This window comes from Pseudonocardia thermophila, from assembly GCF_900142365.1.
GTDB classification, from domain to species: Bacteria; Actinomycetota; Actinomycetes; order Mycobacteriales; family Pseudonocardiaceae; genus Pseudonocardia; species Pseudonocardia thermophila.
Genome location: NZ_FRAP01000011.1, coordinates 138232 through 160674, shown reverse-complemented (window position 1 = coordinate 160674; position 22443 = coordinate 138232). Strand labels below are relative to the sequence as shown.

The 22443-nt window shown below is 75.9% G+C and carries 24 protein-coding genes; 12 read left to right on the top strand and 12 right to left on the bottom strand.

The annotated features are described in order from the left end of the window. Positions 1-120: 120 nt before the first annotated feature. Positions 121-966, bottom strand: a complete 846-nt coding sequence (locus tag BUE41_RS15675; RefSeq protein ID WP_073457908.1) for a universal stress protein — start codon at positions 964-966, stop codon at positions 121-123. 5 nt (positions 967-971) lie between these two features. After that, positions 972-1241: a DUF1918 domain-containing protein gene (locus tag BUE41_RS15670; protein ID WP_073457848.1), complete on the bottom strand. Its 270-nt coding sequence runs from the start codon at positions 1239-1241 to the stop codon at positions 972-974. A 186-nt stretch (positions 1242-1427) separates the two neighbouring features. Between BUE41_RS15670 and BUE41_RS15665 the strand changes: the two genes are divergently transcribed. The 3 genes from BUE41_RS15665 to BUE41_RS15655 are packed head-to-tail and all read left to right on the top strand — an operon-like array spanning position 1428 to position 4026. Continuing rightward, on the top strand, positions 1428-2396 hold the full coding sequence (locus tag BUE41_RS15665) for an Acg family FMN-binding oxidoreductase (protein WP_073457847.1): 969 nt from the start codon (positions 1428-1430) through the stop codon (positions 2394-2396). Then, complete coding sequence (locus BUE41_RS15660) at positions 2393-3040, top strand: universal stress protein (RefSeq protein ID WP_073457846.1); 648 nt, start codon at positions 2393-2395, stop codon at positions 3038-3040. Before BUE41_RS15665 ends, BUE41_RS15660 begins: the two co-directional genes overlap by 4 nt. Then, on the top strand, positions 3037-4026 hold the full coding sequence (locus BUE41_RS15655) for an Acg family FMN-binding oxidoreductase (protein ID WP_073457845.1): 990 nt from the start codon (positions 3037-3039) through the stop codon (positions 4024-4026). The genes BUE41_RS15660 and BUE41_RS15655 overlap by 4 nt, the downstream gene beginning before the upstream one ends. Before the next feature lie 181 nt (positions 4027-4207). Here BUE41_RS15655 and BUE41_RS15650 read toward each other — a convergent pair whose 3' ends face one another. Then, positions 4208-4873 carry a CBS domain-containing protein gene (locus tag BUE41_RS15650; RefSeq protein ID WP_084755127.1) on the bottom strand — a complete coding sequence of 222 codons (666 nt, stop codon included), beginning with the start codon at positions 4871-4873 and terminating at the stop codon, positions 4208-4210. Positions 4874-5225: 352 nt separating this feature from the next. Between BUE41_RS15650 and BUE41_RS15645 the strand changes: the two genes are divergently transcribed. The 5 genes from BUE41_RS15645 (at position 5226) to BUE41_RS15625 (ending at position 10010) form a co-directional block, all read left to right on the top strand. Then, a complete protein-coding gene (locus tag BUE41_RS15645; protein ID WP_073457844.1) occupies positions 5226-6131 on the top strand; it encodes a universal stress protein in 906 nt (301 codons plus the stop codon). Beyond that, positions 6128-7576: a bifunctional aminoglycoside phosphotransferase/ATP-binding protein gene (locus BUE41_RS15640; protein WP_073457906.1), complete on the top strand. Its 1449-nt coding sequence runs from the start codon at positions 6128-6130 to the stop codon at positions 7574-7576. Before BUE41_RS15645 ends, BUE41_RS15640 begins: the two co-directional genes overlap by 4 nt. Positions 7577-7685: 109 nt before the next feature. Continuing rightward, positions 7686-8540, top strand: coding sequence for a universal stress protein (locus BUE41_RS15635; RefSeq protein WP_084755124.1), 855 nt, complete (start codon positions 7686-7688; stop codon positions 8538-8540). Continuing rightward, positions 8537-9565, top strand: coding sequence for an Acg family FMN-binding oxidoreductase (locus BUE41_RS15630; RefSeq protein ID WP_084755121.1), 1029 nt, complete (start codon positions 8537-8539; stop codon positions 9563-9565). The genes BUE41_RS15635 and BUE41_RS15630 overlap by 4 nt, the downstream gene beginning before the upstream one ends. A gap of 37 nt (positions 9566-9602) precedes the next feature. Then, positions 9603-10010, top strand: a complete 408-nt coding sequence (locus BUE41_RS15625) for a CBS domain-containing protein (RefSeq protein WP_073457842.1) — start codon at positions 9603-9605, stop codon at positions 10008-10010. Positions 10011-10107: 97 nt separating this feature from the next. Here the strand turns inward: BUE41_RS15625 and ppsA are convergent, their stop codons facing one another. From ppsA to BUE41_RS15610, 3 genes are read right to left on the bottom strand one after another with little or no spacing between them, the layout of a single operon-like run. Beyond that, entirely contained in the window at positions 10108-12405 is a 2298-nt protein-coding gene (gene ppsA / locus BUE41_RS15620; RefSeq protein WP_073457841.1) for a phosphoenolpyruvate synthase, read from the bottom strand. Then, positions 12402-13289, bottom strand: a complete 888-nt coding sequence (locus BUE41_RS15615) for a universal stress protein (protein ID WP_073457840.1) — start codon at positions 13287-13289, stop codon at positions 12402-12404. Before BUE41_RS15615 ends, ppsA begins: the two co-directional genes overlap by 4 nt. Continuing rightward, positions 13286-13807: a flavodoxin family protein gene (locus tag BUE41_RS15610; RefSeq protein WP_073457839.1), complete on the bottom strand. Its 522-nt coding sequence runs from the start codon at positions 13805-13807 to the stop codon at positions 13286-13288. Before BUE41_RS15610 ends, BUE41_RS15615 begins: the two co-directional genes overlap by 4 nt. Before the next feature lie 158 nt (positions 13808-13965). On the opposite strand from BUE41_RS15610, the gene BUE41_RS15605 reads away from it, so the two are divergent. The 4 genes from BUE41_RS15605 to BUE41_RS30800 are packed head-to-tail and all read left to right on the top strand — an operon-like array spanning position 13966 to position 16305. Continuing rightward, on the top strand, positions 13966-14874 hold the full coding sequence (locus BUE41_RS15605; protein ID WP_073457838.1) for a universal stress protein: 909 nt from the start codon (positions 13966-13968) through the stop codon (positions 14872-14874). A gap of 23 nt (positions 14875-14897) precedes the next feature. Continuing rightward, positions 14898-15785 (top strand): hypothetical protein, encoded by an 888-nt coding sequence (locus tag BUE41_RS15600; RefSeq protein ID WP_073457837.1) that lies wholly within the window; start codon positions 14898-14900, stop codon positions 15783-15785. Then, entirely contained in the window at positions 15782-16138 is a 357-nt protein-coding gene (locus tag BUE41_RS15595; RefSeq protein ID WP_073457836.1) for a proteasome activator, read from the top strand. The genes BUE41_RS15600 and BUE41_RS15595 overlap by 4 nt, the downstream gene beginning before the upstream one ends. Beyond that, positions 16135-16305 (top strand): hypothetical protein, encoded by a 171-nt coding sequence (locus BUE41_RS30800; RefSeq protein ID WP_159444917.1) that lies wholly within the window; start codon positions 16135-16137, stop codon positions 16303-16305. The genes BUE41_RS15595 and BUE41_RS30800 overlap by 4 nt, the downstream gene beginning before the upstream one ends. A 47-nt stretch (positions 16306-16352) precedes the next feature. On the opposite strand, the gene BUE41_RS15590 is transcribed toward BUE41_RS30800, so the two are convergent. From BUE41_RS15590 to BUE41_RS15565, 6 genes are all read right to left on the bottom strand, one after another. Then, positions 16353-17159, bottom strand: a complete 807-nt coding sequence (locus BUE41_RS15590) for a hypothetical protein (RefSeq protein WP_073457835.1) — start codon at positions 17157-17159, stop codon at positions 16353-16355. 33 nt (positions 17160-17192) lie between these two features. Beyond that, entirely contained in the window at positions 17193-19868 is a 2676-nt protein-coding gene (locus BUE41_RS15585; RefSeq protein WP_073457834.1) for a bifunctional acetate--CoA ligase family protein/GNAT family N-acetyltransferase, read from the bottom strand. Positions 19869-19949: 81 nt separating this feature from the next. Further along, on the bottom strand, positions 19950-20141 hold the full coding sequence (locus BUE41_RS15580; protein ID WP_073457833.1) for a hypothetical protein: 192 nt from the start codon (positions 20139-20141) through the stop codon (positions 19950-19952). 213 nt (positions 20142-20354) lie between these two features. Further along, positions 20355-21266: a universal stress protein gene (locus tag BUE41_RS15575; RefSeq protein ID WP_073457832.1), complete on the bottom strand. Its 912-nt coding sequence runs from the start codon at positions 21264-21266 to the stop codon at positions 20355-20357. Between the two features lie 125 nt (positions 21267-21391). Then, complete coding sequence (locus BUE41_RS15570) at positions 21392-21982, bottom strand: CBS domain-containing protein (RefSeq protein ID WP_084755119.1); 591 nt, start codon at positions 21980-21982, stop codon at positions 21392-21394. Positions 21983-21995: 13 nt separating this feature from the next. Further along, positions 21996-22442, bottom strand: coding sequence for a CBS domain-containing protein (locus tag BUE41_RS15565; RefSeq protein ID WP_073457831.1), 447 nt, complete (start codon positions 22440-22442; stop codon positions 21996-21998). Between the last annotated feature and the right edge of the window lies 1 nt (position 22443).

Genomic DNA, 22443 nt, shown 5'->3' with positions numbered 1-22443 from the left:
GCAGGAAAGCCCTTTCCGGCACCTTTCCTGGCGGGAGAAGGGCTTTCCTGCAACTCTTTCTTTCCTGCAGCTCTTTCCTGCAACCACGGCCCGGGACCCGGACCGCGGGTCGTCGGCGGCTCACGCCCGCACGACGGCGACCGGGCAGGCCGCGCGGTGCACGGCGTCGCTGCTCACCGACCCCAGCACGACGCTCGCCAGCTCCCCGCGGCCGCGCGAGCCCACGACCAGCAGCTGCGCGTTCTCGGCCTCGGCGAGCAGCCGGACGACCGGGCGTTCCAGGGTGATCACGGACCGCACGTCGACGTCGGGGTACTTCTCCGTCCACGGCCGCAGCCGCTCGTCGAGCAGGGCGCGGTGCGCGGGGGCGTCGGCGGGCCGGCCGCCGACGGCGTGGACCGCGATCAGCGGGACCCGGCGAGCGGACGCCTCCTCGAAGGCGAACGCGGTCGCGGCGACGCTGCCCTCGGTGCCGTCGATCCCGACGACGACGGGGCGCTGATCGGCCCCGTTCGCCGATCCGGCGCCGCCGAGCCCGCGGACCACGACGACCGGGCACGGCGCGTGCGTCGCCATGGCCATCGCGACCGATCCGGCTATCGGGCGCAGCTGCGCGTCCCCGCAGCGCCCGACCACGACCAGCTGCGCACCCGATGCCGCGGCCAGCAGCTCGGCGGCGGGGTTGCCGGTGCGCAGGATCGACTCCACCGGGTGGTCCGGGGCGAGGCTCTCGGCGAGCTGCGTCGCCGCGGCGAGGTGCTCACGGGCGCGCTGCTCCAGCGTGTCGCGGTAGGCGGCACCCCGCCGGACCTGCCGCGGAGGTGGCGGCGCCGCCCAGGGGAAGACCGTGACCAGGTGCAGCGGGGCGCCCCGGCGCTGTGCTGCGGGGACCGCCCAGCGCACGGCCTGCAACGCATCCGCGGACTCGTCGATCCCGACCACGACGGGTGGCGCGGCTGCGGTCACGGCGATCACCGGTAGACCCCGACCGCGTCCCCGCCGGGCCGTGGCCAGCGCTCGGCCGGCTCGACCCGCGCGTCGGGCGGCGGGACGACCACCGAGTCGGCCTCGTCGCCGAGCCAGCGCACGACGTAGCGGACGGCGCCGTCCTCGCCGACGAGCACCTCGCGGATGCGGCCCCAGCGCCACTCGTGCTGGTGGAGCGGGCCGGGCACGACCAGCCAGTCGCCCGGCGCGCCCGGCGGGCGCGGCTCGGCCTCGTGCTGCTCAGGAGCGGACATGGGAGCACACCTCCGTCGTCGGTACGGGTTCACGATCCCCGTTCGGGCAGGGCCGTCGGTACCTGCGGCGGACCCCGCTCCACAGGCCGGTCGGCCCAGGTCGCAGAGGTCCGACGACGCTTCCGCGCGCCGCGGATCCCGGGGAGCCTCGCTGGCGAGGACACGTCCGACGGAGGAGCTTCCGCCATGACCGAGCACGTCGACGCGACGACCGTCCGCAGTGCGCTGGCGCTGGCGTCGCGTGCGCCGTCCGTGCACAACAGCCAGCCGTGGCTGTGGCGCTACGACAGCCGCACCGTGCACCTGCGGGCCGACCGGCGCCGCTGGTTGCGCGCGACCGACGCACCCGGGCGGGACATGCTCCTGTCGTGCGGGACGGCCCTGCACCACGCACGGATCGCGCTGGCGGCCGCCGGGGTGGCCGCGACCGTGCGGCGGATGCCCGATCCGGCCGATCCCGACCACCTCGCGACGATGGTGCTGCACGCGCGGCCCGCGTCCGACGCCGACATGCGCGCGGCGTCGATGATCGCCCGCAGGCGCACCGACCGCCGCCGCTACACCGATTGGCCGGTGCCACCGGCGTTCCTCGACGAGCTCGTCGAGCGCGCGGCCGCCGAGGGCGTGGTGGCGCGGGCGCTCGACGGGGCGGGCGGTCGGGCCGCCGTCGTCGAGGCGATCCGGGTGGCGGCGGCGCTGCGCAGCGAGGTGGACCAGTACCTGACCGAGACCGCGGTGTGGACCGGGCGGCTCGGCGGCGACGACGGCATCCGCGCCACCAGCCTGCTCGCCGACTCCACCACCGGCGACGGGCTGGCCCGCCGGTTCCCGGCCGGCACGATCGTGCAGGAGGACGGCACCGACGGCGCGGCGCTGCTCGTGCTCGGCACGGCCTCCGACGACGCCCTCTCCCAGCTGCGCGCCGGGGAGGCGCTGTCGGCGATGCTGCTGCACGCCACCGATCTCGGCCTGGCGACCTGCCCGCTGACCGAACCGCTGGAGGTCGAGACGACCTACCGCGCCATCCGCGACGGTCTGCTCGACGGAGCACTCATGCCGCAGGTGATCCTGCGGGTCGGGTGGGCCCCGGCGGATCCGCTGCCGCTCACCCCGCGCCGGCCCGTCGAGGACATGATCGAGCGGATCCCGCGATGATCGCCGCGCGGACGCTGCCTCGTCCCCGAGGCCGGACCGAGTGCGACGACCTCGTGGTCCTCACCGACGACGGGGACGTGCCGGAGTGGGTGGACCGCTGGCGGCGGAGCACAGGGCGGACGCTGCGCACGGTGCCCGCCCCGGTCGAGGAGCCGGGCGGGCTCGTCACGCCGCAGCTGGCTGCGCTCGCGGCCCGGCGCGGCTGCCCCGTCCTGCTGATCCGCACCGCCGACCGGCCCGCCGCCCCGCGCGGGCGCGTCGTGGTCGGCGTGCAGGAGATGCCCGAGGACGCGCCGGTCGTCGAGGAGGCGGCGCGCTGCGCCGCCGCGCTCGGCGCCGCGATCGAGGTGCTGCACGCCGTGCCGCGGTCGTTCGGGGAGAAGAGCGTCGGGCTGCGGGACGCGCTGGACCGCGGCTGCGAGATCCTCGACGAGGCGCGCCGGCTCGTGCCCGACGCCGACGTGACCGTGCGGCTGGTGCGCGCGCATCCCCACGAGGTCGTCGGCGAGCGCGTCGAGGCCGATCTCCTCCTGCTCGGCGGGCCGCGCCCGACCGCGGACGGCGCGCTCGGGCTGGTCGCGCTCAGCGCGGTGCACCACGCCGCGTGCCCGGTGCTGCTGGTACCGCGGGCGGTGGCCCGATGAGCGGGGAACCCGACCTCGTCGCCGCCGTCGAGCAGGCCGTGCGCGCCCCGTCGGTGCACAACACGCAGCCGTGGCGCTGGCGGATCCACGGCCGGGGGGTCGAGCTGTACGCCGACCCGCACCGCCACCTCCCGGCGACCGACCCGGAGCGGCGCGACCTCGTGCTGTCCTGCGGCGCCGCGCTGCACCACCTACGGGTGGTGCTCGCCGCCGCCGGTCACGCCACCAGGGTCGAGCGGACACCCGACCCCGACCGCAGCGACCTGCTCGCCCGCATCGAGCTCGTCGACGGCGAACCCGATCCGGCGGACGCGGAGCTGTTCCCGGCGATCGCCGAGCGCCGCACCGAGCGGCGCCGCATGAGCCACCGCCCGGTACCGCCGGACGTGATCGAACGGCTCGCCGCCCAAGCCCAGCAGCGGGGTGCGCTGCTGGTGCCGGTCACCGCCGGGCCGATGCGAGCCCGGCTCGACCGCGCGCTCGCCGAGGCCGAGGCGGCACAGGCGAAGGTGCCCGGTTACGCGGCCGAGCTGGCGCGGTGGACCCACCGGTTCGCGGGCGCTCGCGACGGCGTCGACCCCCGCACGGTCGCCGCGGTACCACCGGGTCTGCCCGGCCGGTGGCCGCTGCGCCGCTTCACCGAGGCCGCGCTGCGCCAGCCGCAGCAGGTGCCCGCGCACGCGGTCCCCGACGATGCGGCCGAGTTCCTGGTCGTCGTCACCGCGGGCGACGACGTCGTCGACCGGCTGCGGGCCGGGGAGGCCACCAGCGCCGTCCTGCTGGCCGCCACCCGGGAAGGCCTCGCGACCACGCCGCTCAGCCAGGGCATCGAGGTCGAGAGCACGCGCACCGCGATCCGCCGCGACGTCCTGCGCATCCCGGAGACCCCGCAGCTGATCATCCGCGTCGGCTGGCCGGCCACCTACGCGACCACCCTGCCGCGCACGCCCCGCAGATCCGTCGACGCGGTGCTCATGACGGGCTGATCGACTGCGCGGAGGCCGACGCCGGCGTACCACATCGCCCTGTTGATCACGGCGACGTCGTGGTCGTGCTGGATCCTCGTGTGCTGGATCCTCGTGCTGGCTCACGGCTCCGTCGCGCCACGCCGAGGTCGCGCCGCGAAGGTTCGCCACAGCGATGTGCCCCGCAGGTCAGGACAGCGGGTCAGGACAGCGGGTCGATGCCGTACTCCGTCGCCGTCTCGTCGATCGCGGCGCGCAGCCGGTTCTCGACGCCGACGACCCCGTCCACCCGCTCGGCGAACAGCTCGGCCAGCTCCACCTCGGCGTGCGTGTCCAGCTCCCCGCTGAGGGTGACCACGCCACCGCGGACGTCGACGGCCACCCGGTCCGGATCGACCACCAGCATCCGCTTCAGCACGTCGTCGACGATCTCGCGGCGGATCTCCTCGTCGTCGCGCAGGAAGACCGAGAGGACGTCGGAGCGGCCGAGGACGCCCACCACGCGGCCGTCGGCGTCGACCACCGGCAGCCAGCTGACGCCCTGCTGACGCATGCGGCGGGCCGCCGCGCCGAGCGGGAGATCAGGGGCCACGGTCACGACGTCGGTCGTCATCAGGTCGGCGGCCACCGGCGTGCTGCCGCGGGCGCGCGGCTGGTGCCGGCCGCGCCGGATGTGCCGGGGCCGCCACCAGCGCGGCGCCGATCCCTCCTCGGCCGCGGTCGGCAGGAGATCGGCCTCGGAGACGACGCCGAGCAGTCGCCGGTCCTCGTCCAGCACCGGCACCGCCCGCACCTCCGCCTCGTGCAGCAGGCGGGCGATCTCGGCGAACGGGCTGGTGGGGCGCACCCAGACCACGTCGGCGGTCATCACGTCGCGAACCGTCCTCCGTCGCACGGCCGTCTCCTCCCGATCGCACGTGCCTCCCACGTGGACGGTGCCCGCACCGGCCCGGCCCGGGCGACCGGCCGAGGTCCCGACCAGGCCGGGCCGGTCGACCCGACCTGAAGGCACCGACCGCACCACTCCGCGAATGACGTGCGCCGAAGGAGGAAGCCGCAATCCCCCACGAGAACGAATCTGTGGTGATCAGATCGGCTCTCTGATCACCACAGGTTCGTTCTCGACGCACTCGTGACCAGTGCCCACCAGCGCGGGCCCTACGGCCCTGGGCACCGCCCTCCCCTCCGGCGCAGGCTGCCCTCGGAACGGAGGAACAGCCATGGAGCGGGAGAGTCAGGGGGCCGGCGAACCCGATGCTGCGGGTGCGCTGGGCGTGGTCGTCGGCGTCGACGGGTCCGCCGCCTCGTCGCGCGCGGTGCAGTGGGCCGCGGCGGAGGCGCAGCTGCGCGGTCTGCCGCTGCAGATCCTGCACGCCGCCCCGTACGCCGTCGACGGAGCCGGCCCCGGCCGGGACCGGGCGCGCGAGGTGCTGGAGGACGCGGCGAAGCTGGCGCGGCGGCGCGCCCCCGGCACCTGGATCACCACCCGGTGCGCGCTGCAACCGCCGGTGCCGGCGCTGGGAGCCGCGGCGGCACGGGCCGAGCTGCTGGTGCTCGGCGGCACGGAGCGGTCCAACAGCGAGCCGACGGAGTCGGTCGGGCTACGGGTGATCGAGACCGCCGAGTGCCCGGTGGTGATCGTGCACGGCCGCACCCGCACCGCGGACGACGACCGGCCGATCGTGGCCGGCATCGACAGCCTCGATCCGTCCACCCCGCTGGTCGCCGACGTGCTGGCGGCTGCCGCCGCGGCTGCGCGCCGCCACAAGTGCCTGCTGGTGGTGCTGCACGCCGGCACCACCACCGACGTGGACGCCGAGGCGGTCATGGGTTGGTTCGACGTGGTCCACCCGAACCTGGAGGTGCGCTGGCAGATGACGGCCGGCCACCCCACCACGGCACTGCTCGACGCGGCCCGCAGCGCGCGCCTGCTGGTGATCGGCGCGCGGGGCCGATCAGCGCCGGTGCGGGTGCGGATGGGCACGACCTGCCGCGAGGTGCTGCGCCGCGCGACCGCCCCGGTGGAGGTCGTGCCGGGCCCGCTGCCCGACCACCGGTTCGCGGAGACGGTGCCCGAGTTCTCCCCCACGGCGGCCGACCCGCACGACCGGGCCCAGCTGTGGTGACACCGCAGATCGCCGAGACCCACGTCGGTCTCGTCGTCCTGGTCGGCGACCGCGCCTACAAGACGAAGAAGGCCGTGCGCACGGCGTTCCTGGACTTCTCCACGGCGGAGCTGCGCCGGGCCGCGCTGTGCCGCGAGCTGGAGCTCAACCGCAGGCTCGCCCCGGACGTCTACCTCGGGATCGCCACCTTCACCGATCCGGACGGCGGCACCGAGGCGGTGCTGGTGATGCGCCGCATGCCGGCCGAGCGCCGCCTGGCCACCCTCGTCGCGGCGGGCGCCCCGGTGTCGGATGCGCTGCGCGACCTCGCCAAGCTGATGGCGGTCTTCCACGCGAGAGCGCGGCGCACGCCGGAGATCACCGCGGACGGCGGGGCGCCCGCGCTGCGCGGCCGCTGGGCGGCCAACGTCACCGAGCTGGCGCCCTACCGGGACCGGGTCCTGCCCGCGGCCGACGTCGACGAGATCGGCCGGCTCGCCCTGCGGTTCGTCGACGGCCGCGGAGACCTGTTCCGCAGCCGCTGCGCCGAGGGCCGGGTCGTGGACGGGCACGGCGACCTCATCGCCGACGACGTCTTCTGCCTGGACGACGGGCCACGGGTGCTGGACTGCCTCGACTTCGACGCCCGGCTGCGGCACGTCGACGGCCTCGACGACGTGGCGTTCCTCGCGATGGACCTGGAGCGGCTGGGCCGCCCGGATCTCGCCGGGGACTTCCTGGACGCCTACGCCGAGTTCGCGGGCGACCCGGCCCCCGCCGCGCTGCGCCACCACTACATCGCCTACCGCGCGCTGGTGCGGGCGAAGGTGGCGTGCCTGCGCCACGACCAGACCGGGGCGCAGACCGACGCGGAGACGGCCCGCACGTACGCGGCGATGGCGCTGCGCCACCTGCGGACGGGCGCGGTGCGGCTGGTACTGGTCGGCGGGCTGCCGGGCACCGGGAAGTCCACGGTCGCGGGTGCACTCGCGGACGCCTGCAGCGCGGCGCTGCTGTCGTCCGACCGCATCCGCAAGGAGACCGCAGGGCTCGACCCGCACACACCGGCGGGCGCGGGCTTCGGCCAGGGCCTGTACGCGCCGGAGCGGACCGAGCAGCTGTACGGCGAGCTGCTGCGGCGGGCGGAGCGGCTGCTCGCCCGCGGTGAGTCGGTCGTGCTCGACGCATCGTGGATCTGCGCCGAGCACCGCGCGGCCGCGGCGGACGTCGCTGGGCGCACGGTCAGCGACCTGGTGGAGCTGCAGTGCCGGGCGCCGGCCGAACTAGCCGCCCGCCGTATCCGCTCCCGCGGTCCGACCGCGTCCGACGCGACGGCGGAGATCGCCGCCGCGATGGCCGAGGCCGCCGACCCGTGGCCGCGCGCCACCGTGGTCGACACCTCCGGCTCCGTCGGGGAGTCGCTCGAGCAGGCCCTGCGCGCCTGGGAAGCCGGGCCCCCGGCATGAGACCCACGGCGCCCGGGCACTCCGTCCCGACCGGCGGGGCTGGTTCCCCTTCCCGGTGCGCCGGGACGGGCGGACCATCGGACCACGGACGAGGCGAAGGGAGACCGTCATGGACCACCAGCACGTCCCTCCATCAGCGCGGCCGGGGGTGATCGTCGGAACCGACGGCTCCACGACGGCGTTGCGCGCCGTGGCCTGGGCGGCCGCCGAGGCCAAGCTGCGCGGTGCGGGTCTGCTGATCGTGCACGCGGCACCGTACGCGGACACCGAGTCGGGCCGCCGGCACGCGAACGCCATCCTCACCCGGGCCCGCACGGTCGCCCGGCACGAGCGCGGCCTGCCGATCACCACCCGGGTGCTGCTGCCCGAACCGCGCACCGCGCTGCGGGAGGTCGCCCAGGACGCCGATCTCCTCGTGGTCGGCATGATCGCCGAGACCGCGGCCGACGCGCTCATCGGCTCGGTCGCCACCGCCATCACCGCGCACGCGCCGTGCCCGGTCGCCGTGGTGCGCGGCCACCACCAAGGGCACGACGGGAGCCGACCGGTGCTGCTCGCGCTCGGCGACGCCGCGGAGGACCGGCCGGTGATCGACGCCGCCTTCGCCGATGCCGAGCTGCACGGCAGCAGCCTCGTGGTCGTGCATGCGTCGGGCGACCCGACCGCCGCCGAGCGCCTCGAAGCGAACCTGCAGCCGTGGCGGGCGCGGTACCCGGGCGTCGCGGTCGACGTCCAGGTCGCGCGCGGCGGCACCCTCAAGGTGCTGCTCACCGCCGCGCACACGGCCCGCCTCGTCGTCGCCGGCTCGCCGTCGCGCGGCGCGGTGGCCCGCACGATCCTCGGTTCCACCGCCCACGACCTCGTGCGCTGCGCCCCGTGCCCGGTGCTGGTCGTCCCGCGGCCACCGGCCGCCTCGGCCGCAACGGCCCCGGCTGCGGAGACCGGTGGGGAGGCCCTGCTGTGAACCTGCCCAGAACCACGGCGGCGGTGGGCCGCGGCTCGATCCGCACCGCGGCCGAGCTGGCCGGCCGGGCGCCGTCGCTGCACAACACGCAGCCGTGGCGGCTGCACTGGACCGGCCGCACGCTGCAGCTGTGGGCCGACCGCACCCGGCAGCTGCCGGGGACCGACCCGGAGGGCCGCGGCCTGCTGCTCAGCTGCGGTGCGGCGCTGCACCACCTGCGGGCCGCTCTCGCCGCGCTCGACGTCGGCACGCTCGTGGACCGGTTCCCGGACCCCACGGAGCCCGACCACGTCGCGACGCTGCACCTGCACCCGGATGCGGCCGATCCCGCGCTGGCCGAGCTCGCCGGCGCGATCTCCGCCCGGCACACCGACCGGCGCCGGTTCACCGAGCACCCGATCACCGAGGCCGACGTGGAAGCGCTGCGGCTGGCCGCCGCGGGCGAGGGAGCGCTGCTGGTGACCCTGTCCGCCCCGCACGCCCACCAGGAGCTGCTCGCGGCCATGGCCGAGGCGAACCGGCTGGCCGCCCACGATCCGGAGATCGCGGCCGAGACCGAGCTGTGGAGCGGCGCGTTCGCCGGGGACGACGGGGTGCCGCCCGATGCCGTACCCCGCGACCCGGCGGGCGTGATCGGCGGGGTGCGCTACTCCCCCGGCACGCTCGCGCAGCCGCCGGACCCCTCCGACGGGGCATCCCTGCTGCTGCTCGTCACGAACGCCGACGACGCGCGCAGCAGGCTCCGGGCCGGGGAGGCACTGAGCTCCGCGCTGCTGCGGGCGACCACCCGCGGCCTGGCGTGCGCGCCGCTCACGCAGGTCCTCGAGTACCCGCAGACCCGGCGCGCCGTGGCGAAGCGGGTGCTCGCCGACCCGGCCGTCCATCCGCAGGTGGTGCTGCGGATCGGGTGGCCCCGCAGCGGCGCCGCAGCGCTCGTGCCGACCCCGCGCCGCCCCGTGGACGACTACCTCGACGAGGTCCCCGATCCGGGGGAGCCCGAGCCGGGACCGTCGTCCGTTCCCTGATCCGACTTCGACCCGTACGTCCCGAAGGAGACCCGAGATGACCGACACCATCGATCGCGACGCCGCCGCCCAACCCGTCAAGACGATCATGCGGGACACGCTCGCCGACGTGGAGCAGCACGACTCGGTGCGCGACGTGGCCGCTGAGCTCACGGCGGACGAGATCGGCGCCGTCCTCGTCGGCGGCCCGATGGGGCCGATCGGCGTGCTCTCCGAGCGGGACGTCGTCACGCTGGTGGCGATGGGCGCCGACCTGGACAACGAGCAGGCCCAGGCGGTCATGACGACGGATCTGGTCTCCGCCGACGTCCACGACTCGATCGCCGACGTGGGCCGGCAGATGATCGAGAACCGGGTGCGGCACGTCGTGGTGCGCAAGGACGACCGGATCGTCGGCATCGTCTCCATGCGGGACGTGCTGGACGCCCTGCTCGCCGGGGTGTGAGGCACACGGAGAAGAGGCACACGGAGAAGGGGCCCGGGGAGCTTCCCCGGGCCCCTTCTCCGTGTGATCAGTGCCCGTGTGATCAGCGCGCGTGTGATCAGCGGCGCGCGGCGTCGAGCAGCAGCCTCCTCTCGGCGGCGGCGATGGCCGCCCGGGCGGCCGGGACCGCGTCGGGGTTGACCGACACGGAGGTGATGCCGGCCTCGACGAGGTGGTCGACGTAGCCGGGGTGCACCGACGGCGCCTGCCCGCACAGCGACGAGGTGATGCCCAGCTGCCGCGCAGTGGCCACGATGTCGCGGACGGCGGCCAGCACGGCCTCGTCGGTCTCGTCGTACAGCTCGGCGCACTCGGTGGAGTCCCGGTCGACGCCGAGCATCAGCTGGGTGAGGTCGTTGCTGCCGATGGACACGCCGTCGATGCCCAGCTCGACGTACTCGGGCAGCCGGTGCAGCACGGACGGCACCTCGGCCATCACCCAGCGGTGCAGCCCGCGGTGGTGGCGCAGCGGGCTGGCGTCGACCAGCTCGAGGCATGCCTCCAGCTCCCAGCGGGTGCGCACGAACGGGATCATCAGGTGCAGGTTGGGGGTTCGTTCGCGCACCTGGGCGAGCACCTGCAGCTCCAGCGCGAACAGGTCGGGTTCGCGCAGGTACCGGTAGGCGCCGCGGTAGCCGATCATCGGGTTGTGCTCGACCGGCTCGTGGGACTCGCCGCCGGCGAGCCCGCGGAACTCGTTGCTGCGCAGGTCGGTGGTGCGGTAGACGACCGGCCGCGGCGCGAACGCCTCGGTGATCTTCAGCAGCGACGCCGTCATCACGTCGACGAACAGCTGCTGCTCGCCACGGGCGATGACCTCGCGCGGATGCCGCCCGCCGAGCGCCTCGGTGAGCATGAACTCGGCGCGGACCAGGCCGACCCCGTCGACCGGCCCGGCCGCGACCGCGGCGGCCTGGTCGGGCATCGCCAGGTTGACGTAGAGCTTCGTCGCGATCGGCACGTCCACCCGCGCCGGCGGGGTCCGCGGCGTCGTGGTCGCCGGGGCCGCGGAGACGGGTTCGGACGCGGCCTTCGCCGCGGCACCGGCGGTGATCTCGCCGGTGCCGCCGTCGACCGTCACCGCCTGCCCGTCGTGCAGCACGGTGGTGGCGTCGCGGGCACCGACGACGCACGGCACGCCCAGCTCGCGGGCCACGATCGCGGCGTGGCAGGTGGTGCCGCCGGAGTCGGTGACCAGCGCGGCGGCCCGCCGGACGGTGGGCAGCCAGTCCGGGTTCGTCATCGGCGCGACGAGCACGTCGCCGGTCTGCAGCCGCGCGCCCTCCTCGGGTGAGGTGAGCACCCGCACCGGCCCGCTCGCCCGTCCCGGGGACGCCGGCAGGCCGGTGACCAGCGGGCGGCGGGACCGATCACCGGCCAGCGTGGTGATCGGCCGGGCCTGCAGCAGCCACAGCGCGTCCCCGTGGAAGGCCCATTCGACGTCCTGCGGCACGCCGAAGTGCTCCTGCACCCGCAGCGCGAGCCGGGCGACGGCGGCGGCCTGCTCGTCGTCGAGCACGCGGGCGCGGGCCAGCTCGGGATCGAGGTCGACGGCGATGTCGACACCGTCCGGGCCGCGGACGATCTCGTGGGTCTGCTCGCCGATGTGCATGCCGCGCAGCGGGGTACCGGGGGTCGCAGCCAGCTCGTACGTGTCGGGCTGCACGGCACCGCTGACGACGACCTCGCCCTGCCCGAGCGCGGCCTCCACGACGACGACGTCGGTGCGGCCGGTGACCGGGTGCGCGGTGAACGCGACGCCCGCCCGCTCGGCGGCCACCATGACCTGCACGACGACCGCGACGGCCGGTTCCGCGGCCGAGCCGCGGCCTGCCCGGTAGGCGACGACGCGCTGGCCGTAGGCGGAGGCCCAGCAGTCGATGATCCGGCCGATCAACTCCTCGGCGCCGCGGACGTTGGTGAAGGTGGCGTTCATGCCGGCGAACGAGTCGTCCGCGCTGTCCTCCCCGACGGCGGACGAGCGGACGGCGACGAACGCCTCGTGGCCGTCCGTCCCGAGGGCGGCGTAGGCGGCGCGCACGGCGTCGGCGAGCCGGTCGGGCATGCCGGCGGCCCGTACCTTCGCGGCAGCCTCGGCGCACAGGGCGTCGAGATCGGCGGGATCAGTGGCGGTGAGGGCTCGGTCGTGCAGGGCGCGCAGCTCGTCGCGGACCCCTGTGGCGGCCATCGCGTCCAGGTAGGCGTCGGCGGGCAGGACGAACCCGGGCGGTACCGGGAAGCCGGAGGCGATCAGCTCGCCGAGGTTGGCGGCCTTCCCACCGACCGCCGGGGCATCGGCGGCGCGGAGGGTGTCCAGGCCGCGCACGAGAGCGGTGTCCGTGGTCGAGGCGCTCATCGGAGAACTCCTTCCGTCGTGACCTCCGGGCGGACGACGGCGACGGGGCAGGCCGCTCTGTGCACGACGGCGTTGCTCACCGAGCCGAGCACCCAGCCGACGAAGTCGCCGTGGCCCCGGCTGCCGACGACGACCAGCTGGGCGCTTCGGGACAGCTCCAGCAGCTGCCGGACGGGCTGGACATCGGTCACGACGCGCCGCACCGGCACGCCGGGGTACTTCTCCGACCAGCCGGCCAAGCGCTCGGCGAGCAGCGCCTTCTCCGCCTCGAAGCCGTCGTCCGGGTCGGCGGGGTCGATCGGGGCGTCGGGGCAGGTGTGCACGGCGATCAGCGGGGCGCGGCGGCGGTCCGCGGCGTCGAAGGCGAAGGCCAGCGCGGCCTCGCTGATCGGGGTGCCGTCGACCCCGACGACGACCGGCAGGCCCTCGGTGGAGCCGGTGCCCTCGCCGCGGACGACGACCACCGGGCACTCGGCGTGGACGGCGACCGAGACGGCGACCGAGCCGGTCAAGGCCGCGGCGACCCGGCCGAGCCCCTGCTCCCCCACCACGACGAGGGCAGCCGAGCGGGACTCGTCGACGAGGACCGAGGTCGGGAACCCGATCCGCAGGTGCTCCTCGACGACCACGTCCGGGACTTCCCGGCGGGCCGCGATCGCGGCGGCGCGCAGGCTCTTGCGGGCCTGGTCGAGCAGCTGGTCGCGCAGCCGCGGCCCGGGCCCCGGATGGCCCGCGACGCGGTCGGCGACGTGGGTGAACGCGAGCACCAGCCGCAGCGGGACCTTCCGGGCGCCCGCCTCCCGGGCCGCCCAGCGGACCGCGCGCAGGGCGATGTCCGAGCCGTCGACACCGGTGACGACCGGACCGCGGGGCCGGCCCGTCACGCCCCCGCCCCCGGTCGCACCGGCGCCATCTGCGCCGCGAGGTGGGCACCCCACGCGCGGGCGCGGAAGGGCTCACCGTCGCGCAGCGGCCCCTGCATGCCGACGACCCGGAAGGTCCGCGGCCGGTCCACGAGGCGCACCCCGAGCCTGCGCAGCGCGCGGGCCGCGCCCTTCGCCGCCGACCCGGGCAATCGGAACGTGTCCATCCGCGTGTCGAACGCCGCCCCGGCCACCGGGCCGACCCGGACGACGGCCAGCCACTCCCGCAGCCCGACCGCGGCGGGGGGAACCGCCCCGCCGGACTGCTCGGCGGCCGCGCGACGGGTCGACTCGCGGGTCATCCCGAACGCGTGGGTCGGGCCGCCCACGACCAGCAGGTCGACGCCGTCCACCGTCGCGGGCGCGTCGGCGACGTCGACGACCCGGACCAGTGCCTCGTCGCCGAGCCCCTGCGCGATCGCCTCGGCGATCTGCCGGGTGTTGCCGAACACCGACTCCACCACTACGAGTGCCTTCATGGTCCTGCCGCCTCCCTCGACGCCTTCCTCCCGGCAGACTCCGCGCCGGCCGCGCGCCGGCCCAGGGTCGGGGGCACCCGGGCCTGCGGGACCAACGCCCACGTCCGTACGGCCTTCTGCCCGCAGCGCACGCGGCCGGATCGGCGGAGGGTGGTCCCATGCGAAGCGATGGGCCGACCGAGGACCAGCGCCGGCGCGGCTGGATCGCGGCCGTGGTGGAGCCCGAGATCTCGCCCGCCGCGGCGATGCGGTGGGCGGTGCGGGAGGCGCGCCGCCGCGATCTCGACGTGCGCGTGCTGCTGCCCGACGACCACCGCCGCCACCTGGGCTGCCACCGCGCGTTCGCCGTCGCGCTGTCGGTCGCCCGGCAGACCGAACCGGACGTCGTCGTCTCGGCGGTCGTGGTGGACCAGCCGATCGAGCGGGCGGGGCTGGCCGCCTCGGCGGAGGCGGAGCTGCTCGTGCTGCCGGCCGCGTCGCCGCACGTCGACGGAGCCCTGATGAGCGCGCACTGCCCGGTCGTCGTCGTGCCGGACGAGGCGCCGACGCCGCGCCCCGGCAGGCCCCGGCACTCGCAGGACCCGTTCCCGGTGATGGTGGCGGTGGGCCCCGCGACCGGGAGCGAGGTGATCGAGTTCGCGTTCGCCGAGGCGGGGGCGCGCTCGGCCGGACTGCTCGCCGTCCGCACCTGGCACGATCCCCTGATCGACCTCTCCGCCCCGCTGGGTCGGCAAGCCGGCCGGTGGGACGTCGCGCACGAGGCCGTCGCCACCGAGCTGGACCAGCAGCTGTCGCTGTGCCGGCTCGCCTACCCCGACGTGGTCGCAGAGGAGCTCGTGGTCGACGACCACTGCGCCGACCTGCTCGTAGCGGTGGCGATGCACGCACGGCTGCTCGTCCTCGGCCGTCCGTCGCGGGGTGCGCTGCTGGACAGCGTCGCCACCTCGCCGGCCCGGGTGCTGGCCCGGCGCCCGCCGTGCCCGGTCGTCGTGGTGCCGCCCGCCCAACCGGCCAAGGCGGGTTGGTTGCCGGCGCGCAGGGTCGGGGTCGCCGACCTGCGCAGCTGACGATGTCGGCCGGCGGTTAGGCGGTGCTGGCCGCCGGGCTGTGGTGGGCGGTGCTCGGGGCCGCCCTGAACACGGCCTCCGGGATCCTGCAGTCGGACGCGACCCGGTTCGTGCGGCCCGGCCGTCCGGTCGTGCGCCAGCCCCGCTACTTGGCCGGGCTGACGCTCGACGGCCTGGGTTGGCTGTGCGCGGTCGCCGCGCTGCAGCACCTGCCCGTCGTGCTCGTGCAGTCGGTGCTGGCCTGCGGGGTGGTGCTCACCGTCTACGCGGCCCGGTTCCGCTACGCCGTGGTGCTGCGCCGCCGCGACCACGTCGCCGCGGTCGCGTGCACGGCGGGGCTGGCGCTGGTCGCCTCGGCCACCGGCACCGACGCCCCGTTCGCCGTGTCCGGGTGGACCGTGGCGGCGCTGGCGTCGGCGGCGGTTCTGCTCGCGGCGGCGGTGGCGGGGACCTGGGACGCCGGGCGCGGCTGGCCGCTGGGGGTGCTCACCGGGCTCGCGTTCGGCGGGACCGCACTGGTCGTGCGCGCCGACCACGTCGACGACGCCGGCACGCTCCCGTTCCCGCTCGCGGTCGCGCTCGTGGCAGCGTACGGGATCACCGGAGTGGCCGCGCGCACCCGGGCACTGGAGCTGACCGGGGTGGCGCGGTTGGCCGCGATCGTGTCGGTGACCCAGACGATGGTGCCCGGCGCCGCCGGCATCCTCGCCCTCGGCGACCCGGTCCGGCCCGGCTGGGGCTGGGCGCTGGCCGCGGGGGTGCTGCTCGCAGCGTCCGGGGTGCTGGTGCTGGCCGGGTCGCCCGGGCTGCGCCCGCCGCCGACGGCGCTGCGCGGGCGCCGAAAGCCCCGGCCCGGGGGCGTCCGTCGGCCCTGCCGGCGCGATCACCGCGGACCTAGTGTTCAAGCATGACCAGCAAGGATCGCTCCCCCGCCCCCGACTCCCCGGTTACGGACGCCGACAAGCTGGTGCGGGTCGGGAGCATGATCAAGCAGACGCTGGAGGAGATCCACGCGATGCCGCTGGACGCGAGCGGCCGCGAGCGGCTCGTCGCCGCGCACCGGACGGCCGTCGCCGAGATCGAGGCGGTCCTGCCGCCCGAGCTGCGCCGGGAGCTGGAGGCGATCGCCCCGCACCTGAGGGTGGGCGCCGCGGTGACCGACGCCGAGCTGCGCATCGCCCAGGCCCAGCTGGTCGGCTGGCTGGAGGGTGTGTTCCAGGGCGTGCACTTCGCCACCGTCGTGTACACCGAGGACGAGGGATGACCGAGCCGGGCCGATCGGCGCGGTCCGCCCGGATCGCGCTGATCGGGATCGAGCTCCTGGCGGGCGTCAGCGCGGTCGGCGGCATCGGGCTCACCGCCGGCAACGCCATCGGCATGCTCGCGTGGCCGCGCCGAGCGGGACGCGCGTCGAGAACGAAGCCGTGGTGATCAACAGGGCTTCTTGATCACCACGAGTTCGTTCTCGACGTGGTGGGTCAGCTGTACGGCGTCGGGAACGCGCCTCGGTCCACCGGGTGGCAGCCGCTGATGGCCACCAGGACGTGCGTGCGGGGCGCCAGGGCCCCGACGTCGCGGGCGTGCTGCAACCGCCCCTCCAGATCGGCGGGCCAGGCCATGAGCGAGAGCGCCCCGCCGAACAGCCGCACGGTGAGCACGAGGTTCTGCAGCGCGGCACCGGCCCTCAGCTGCTCGGCCGGGACGTCGTGGGTGCTGCCGAGGGCCAGCAGCAGAGCCGTCTTCGGCAGGTTCGCGATGCGTGCGTCGTAGCGGGCGAGCCGCTCCCGCGCATCCGGGGCGACGGTGCGCAGCCACTGCCCCTCCTTCTCCACGGCCGCGCGGGCCCGCAGGTGCAGTCCCTGCGGCGCCGGCAGGTCCGCCACCGGGGGCAGGTACCGGGCCGCCGGGCGGACCGTCGCGGCCATCGCGCGCTCGAGATCGGTCGGGTCGCCGGGCACGCCGTGGCGCAGCATCACCAACACCTCCGGCCGGCGCTGGTCCGGCAGGAGCGAGACGATCGGCCGCCGACCGCTCATCGCGATGCCCAACCGCATGGTGGCCATCGCCGCACCCGCGGTGAGCAGGACCGTCTTGCGGCCGGCTGCGCTCATCCGGGCCATCGTCGGCCCGTTCGCCAGGATCCGTGCACCGCCCTCGATCGCGGAGACCTGCCAGGGTCTGCCCCCGGGGTGCCCCACGGCGGACAGGGCGAGCTGCCGCAGGCGGTCGAAGCTCGGCCGACCCAGGTGGTCGGTCCGCGGTGCCATCAGCATGTCGGCTGTCACAGCTTCGAGTGTTCGCGCCGCGACGCTCGATGATCAGGGCCGGAAGGCCCGAACCGGATCTGCGTTGGTCGCTATCCCCGAGACCGGCGTCACACGGATCCGCAGGTCGACCGCGGCGGCGCCGCCGGGCCCCACGACGAGCGGAGCGACCTCGATCTCAGCGATCTCGGCGAACCGGTCGGCCAGCCAGGCCACGCGGGCCGCGGTGTCGCGCACCGCGGCGACCACCTCGGCGGAGTCGGGCCGGGCCAGCAGGCGCGGGGCGCAGCGCAGATCGTCGAGCAGGTGGTCGAGCTCGGCGGTCTCGGGCGGCACGGTGCAGTAGGCGCGGTCGTCCACGAGATCGGCGGAGGCCCCGCCGAGCCCGACGGTCAGCACCGGCCCGAACTCGGGATCGCGCACCGCGCCGACCAGCAGCTCCAGCCCCGGCGCGAGCATCGGCTGCACGACGATGCCGGTCAGGTCGGTGCCGAACCGGTCCCGCAGGTCCCGCACGGCCGCCCGGATCGCCGGCCGCCCGTCGAGGTTGAGGTGGACGCCGCCGCAGCCGGTGAGCCCGTCGACGTCGGGCTTCACGACGACCGGCACCCCGAGCTCGCGCCGGACCTCCTCCACCTGCTGGGCCGACTGCACGATCGACGTCGGGCAGAGGGGCAACCCAGCGGCGCGGCCGATCGCGAGCGCGGCCGCGGCCGGCAGCCAGCCGCCTTCCGGCCGCGTGGCCAGGGCCGTCCGCACGGCGTCGCGGACCGGCTCCTCCTGCACCTCCGGCGGGGCGTCCAGCACCCGGTGGTGGTCCGTGCGCAGCCACCGGGTCCGCCGCGCCGCCGTGGCGAGGGCGCGGGCGGCGTCGGCGGCCTCGGTGAACACGGGCACGTCCCGGCCGCCCAGCCGGTGCCGAGTGACGACGACCCCGGTCGACGGGCGGACCAGGACCAGCGGCTTCCCCTCCCCGACGGTCCGCGGCTCGCACCCGGCCAGCGGATCACCCTCCGCGGTCGCCACGCCGAGCGCCAGCACGGCGTCCACCTCGGGGGCGGCCAGCAGGGCGTCGACCGCGTCGGCGAACGCCTGCGGTGCGACGGTGGCGGTCGCGTCGACCGGGTTGGTCACCACCGCACCGGCCGGCAGACACGCGGTGAGCACCTCCTGGGTGGCCTCGGACAGGGTGGGCACGTCGAGGCCGGCGTCGGCGCAGGCGTCGGCGGCCAGCACGCCCAGCCCGGCTGCGTTGCTGAGGATCGCGACGCGCCGCCCGGCCACAGCGGGCTGCCAGATGTGCAGGGCGAGCAGGCCGGGGACGTCGTCGAGATCGTCGAGCACGATGACGCCGGACTGGCGCAGCAGCGCCTCACGGTGCGCCCGCGGAGCCGCGCGGGCCGCGGTGTGGGCAGCGGCCGCGCGTTCGGCGGCGGCGGATCCGGCGGGCCGGATCGCGATGACGGGCACGCGGGCGGCCAGGCGGCGCAGGTGCCGGGCGAGGGTGCGCGGATCCGGCATCGACTCCAGGTAGAGCACGGCGGCCCGGGTCCGCTCGTCGGCGAGCCACCACGCCGCGAGATCGGCCGCGCCGACGTCGATCCCGTCCCCGAGCGAGACCGACGTCGACAGGCCGAGGCCGAGCCGGTTCAGCGTGTCGATCAACGCGATCGCGACACCGCCGGACTGCGTGGCCAGGCCCACGCAGCCCGGGTCGGCGATCGGGCCGAAGGTCGCCTGCAGGCGGACGTCCGGTTCGGTGTTGGACAGCCCGAGGCAGTTCGGGCCGACGACGCGCATGCCGTAGCGGGCGGCGACGCGCAGCAGCTCGTCGGGTTCGTCGATGCCGGAGCTGATCACCAGCAGCGCCCGGACGCCTCGTTCGCCGCAGCGGCGGGCGACGTCGACGACGGCGGGCGCGGGCACGCAGATCACCGCGAGATCGATCCCGTCGGGCAGATCGTCGACGCTGCACCGGGCGGGGATCCCGGCCACCGCCGCGGAGTTGCGGGCCACGACCTCGACGCACCCGGTGAACCCGCACTCGACGATGCGGCGCAGGATCAACCTGCCGACCGACGTGGGCCGGTGCCCGGCGCCGATGACCGCCACCGACCGCGGCCGCAGGACGGGGCGCAGACCGGCGACCTCCGCGGTGGTCGCCCGGTCGAGCACCGCGTCGGCGAACCGCTCGGCCGCAGCCGTGGTGCCCGCGGGCGGCACGACGAGCGTCACCTCGCGCACGTCGTAGGCGCGGCGGCTGCGCACGGTGAGACCGAGGTGGTCGAGCACCTCGGTCATGTCGTGGTTGATCGCGAGGACGTCGGCGTCGAGGCGGGTGATCCCGGCGGCGCGGGCGATGCCGACCAGCTCCTCCAGCAGGACCGTGCCGCAGCCGCGGTGCTGGTGCTCGTGGGCGACCGCGACGGCGACCTCGGGGTGCGCCTGGCCGGGTGCGCGGTAGTAGTGGGCGACCCCGATCAGCCGGTCGCCCTCGAACGCCCCGACCGCCGTCCACTCCGGGCTCACCACCCGGTCGGCGAGCTCGTCGATGTGCTCCGTCGACACCCCGAAGAACCGCAGGTAGCGGTCGGCGAGGGGCAGCCCGGCGTGCAGCCGGGCGACGGTGTCGCGATCCTCCGGGCCGAGCCTGCGGACCGTCACAGCGGCCCCGTCGGACAGCAGGCGGCGGCGCGCTCCGCGGTGGCCGGGCGTCAGGTCGGTCGGCATGCACCGATTCCACGCGGGTCCCGGCCGCAGCGGCAGCGGCGTTGGTCCTGGTCCGGCGGGTGGTTCGGCCCCTGTTCCGGATCAGCGTGACGGTGCTGGTGAGCGCACCGTCACCGCGCGGCCGAGCCGGCCTCCGGCGAAGTCCACGACCACACCGTCCTGCAGCACCTCACCGACGCGGACGCCGCTGTCGTCGCGCACGATCCCGGACGCGTCGACGGGTCCGATGCGGATGCCCGCGTCGCTGACCGCGATGCGCTGCGTGGTGTCCATGGAGTCCTCCCTGCGCCGAGTCCGGATGTCGAGTCCAGGGTGCGCCCCGGGTCGGAGCACCGGTACGGCCGGAGGACCCCGGCGCCGCGAGCCCACCGATCCCCCGATGTGCGCCCGGACGCAACGAACGGCCCTTTCGTCCACTCGGGGTGGACGAAAGGGCCGTTCGTTGCGGCTTGCGTACCGTTCCTCGCGGCTGGCGTACCCAGCGGATCAGCTCTCCTCGGTGTTCCGCACGATCGCGACCGGGCAGGACGCGCCGTGGATGAGCGCGTTGCTCACCGAGTCGAGCAGCAGCCCCGCGAACTCGCCGTGCCCGCGCGAGCCGACCACCACCAGCTGCGCGCCCTTCGAGCGGTCCAGCAGCACGGACGCGGCGCGGCCGCGGGTCACCAGCCGCTCGACGGGGACGTCCGGGTACTTCTCGCCCCAGCCGGCGAGCCGCTCGGCGAGCTGCAGCTCCTCCTCCGTCTCCACCACGTCCCAGTCGATCATCGGCGCGAGGTAGGGATCGTTCAGCGCGTCCGACCAGGTGTGCACCGCGACGAGCGGGGCCTGCCGCGCCGACGCCTCCTCGAACGCGAACTTCAGCGCGGCCTCGCTGCGCGGTGTCCCGTCGATCCCGACGACCACGGGGCCGTCGACCGGCTCGGTGTCGTCGCCCTTCTTCTGGTCGATCTCCCCGCGCACCACGACGACCGGGCACGGCGCGTGCGCCACCACGGCCACCGCCACCGAGCCGGCGATCAGTGAGGCGAGCCGGCCCCGGCCGCGATCGCCCACGACCAGCAGCTCGGCGCCCTCGGCCTCCTTGCGCAGCACCGCGGCGGGGAAGCCGACGATCTCCCGGCGCACGGTCGTCACCTCGGGGGCCGCCACGGTGGCCACGGCGTCGGCGGTGTCGAGCGCGGCCTCGGCCAGCTTCTTCAGCACGTCCCCGGTCCGGTCGCGGCCGATCGCCGGGAGCCCCGGCAGGCGCTCCTCGGCCCACAGGACCGCGGCCACCAGGTGCAGGTCCGCCTTGCGACGCACCGCCGCCCGCGCGGCCCAGCGCACCGCGCGCAGCGCTCCCGGGCTGCCGTCCACACCGACGACGATCTTCCTGCCCGCAGTCTCGGCACTCATCCTTGACGCCCTCCTCCATCGGCTCTCTCGAGCCACCGTCTCGCTGCCGCAGATCCGCCGGTACCGGCTCAGGGCCCCGCCCTGCGGGCACTCCGGCCCGGGGGCGGGAGGCCCGTCGGCGCGGATCAGGAGGCCTCGGCGATCTCCACCGCGCGCACGCCGGGCACCTGGTGGACCAGCACGGCCACGGTGTGCCGCTCCGCGTCGGGAACCCCGCGCACGACGACCACGCCGTCGGACACCGACACCTCGCCGCGGCCGGGTCCCAGGTAGCCGTCGAGCATCCGCCGGGCGCCCGCGACGATGCGGCTGTCCGGCACATCGTCGGCGCGCAGCACGTCGCCGCGGGTCACGATCCCCACCAGCCGGTGGCCGTCGACGACCGGCAGCGACCGGTGCCCGGTCTCGCGCATGAGGGCCACCGCGTCGGCGACGTCGGTCCACGGCTGCACGGTGATCGGGTTCGGGGTGGCGACCTCGGCCACGCACACCGGTACCGGCCCGGCCATCTCCTCCCGCAGCCGAGGCGAGCGCGCATCGTGGCGGCGCAACGCGGTCAGGTCGGTCTCGGTGACGATCCCGACCAGGTCACCGCCCGAGTCCACCACTGGGAGCGCCGTGAACCGGTGCTTCACCAGGAGCCCGACGGCCTCCCGGATCGCCGACCCGGGCCGCACGGTCACCACGTCGGTGGTCATGATCTCACGGACGAGCACGGCGACCTCCGGATCAGCCGGTGGGGGTGGCGGTCAGCGCCCGGGTCACCGCGTCGTAGACGGACAGCCGGCCCGGCACCTCCGCGGTCCCGTCCACGCGGACGAACCGGCGCAGCAGGTCGCGAGCGGTCACCACCCCGACCAGTCGCCCGTTCTCCACGACCGGGACCAGCGGGGCGGCCCGGTCGGCCAGGGCCTCGACGACGGTCTCGAGATCGTCGTCGGGCGCCACCCGGCGCGGCGCGGGCACCATCACCTCGCAGACGACCGCCGGCTCGGGATCCGCGGTGAGCGCGCGGACCAGGCGCGTCTCGTCGACGATCCCGCACAGCTCGCCCTCGGCCGTCACCACCGGAACGGCGACGACCTGCTGGTCGAGCACCAGCGCTGCCACCGCCCGGACCGGGTGGTGCGGGCGGGCCGTCCCCGGATGGGGACGCATGACGTCGCGGACCAGCATG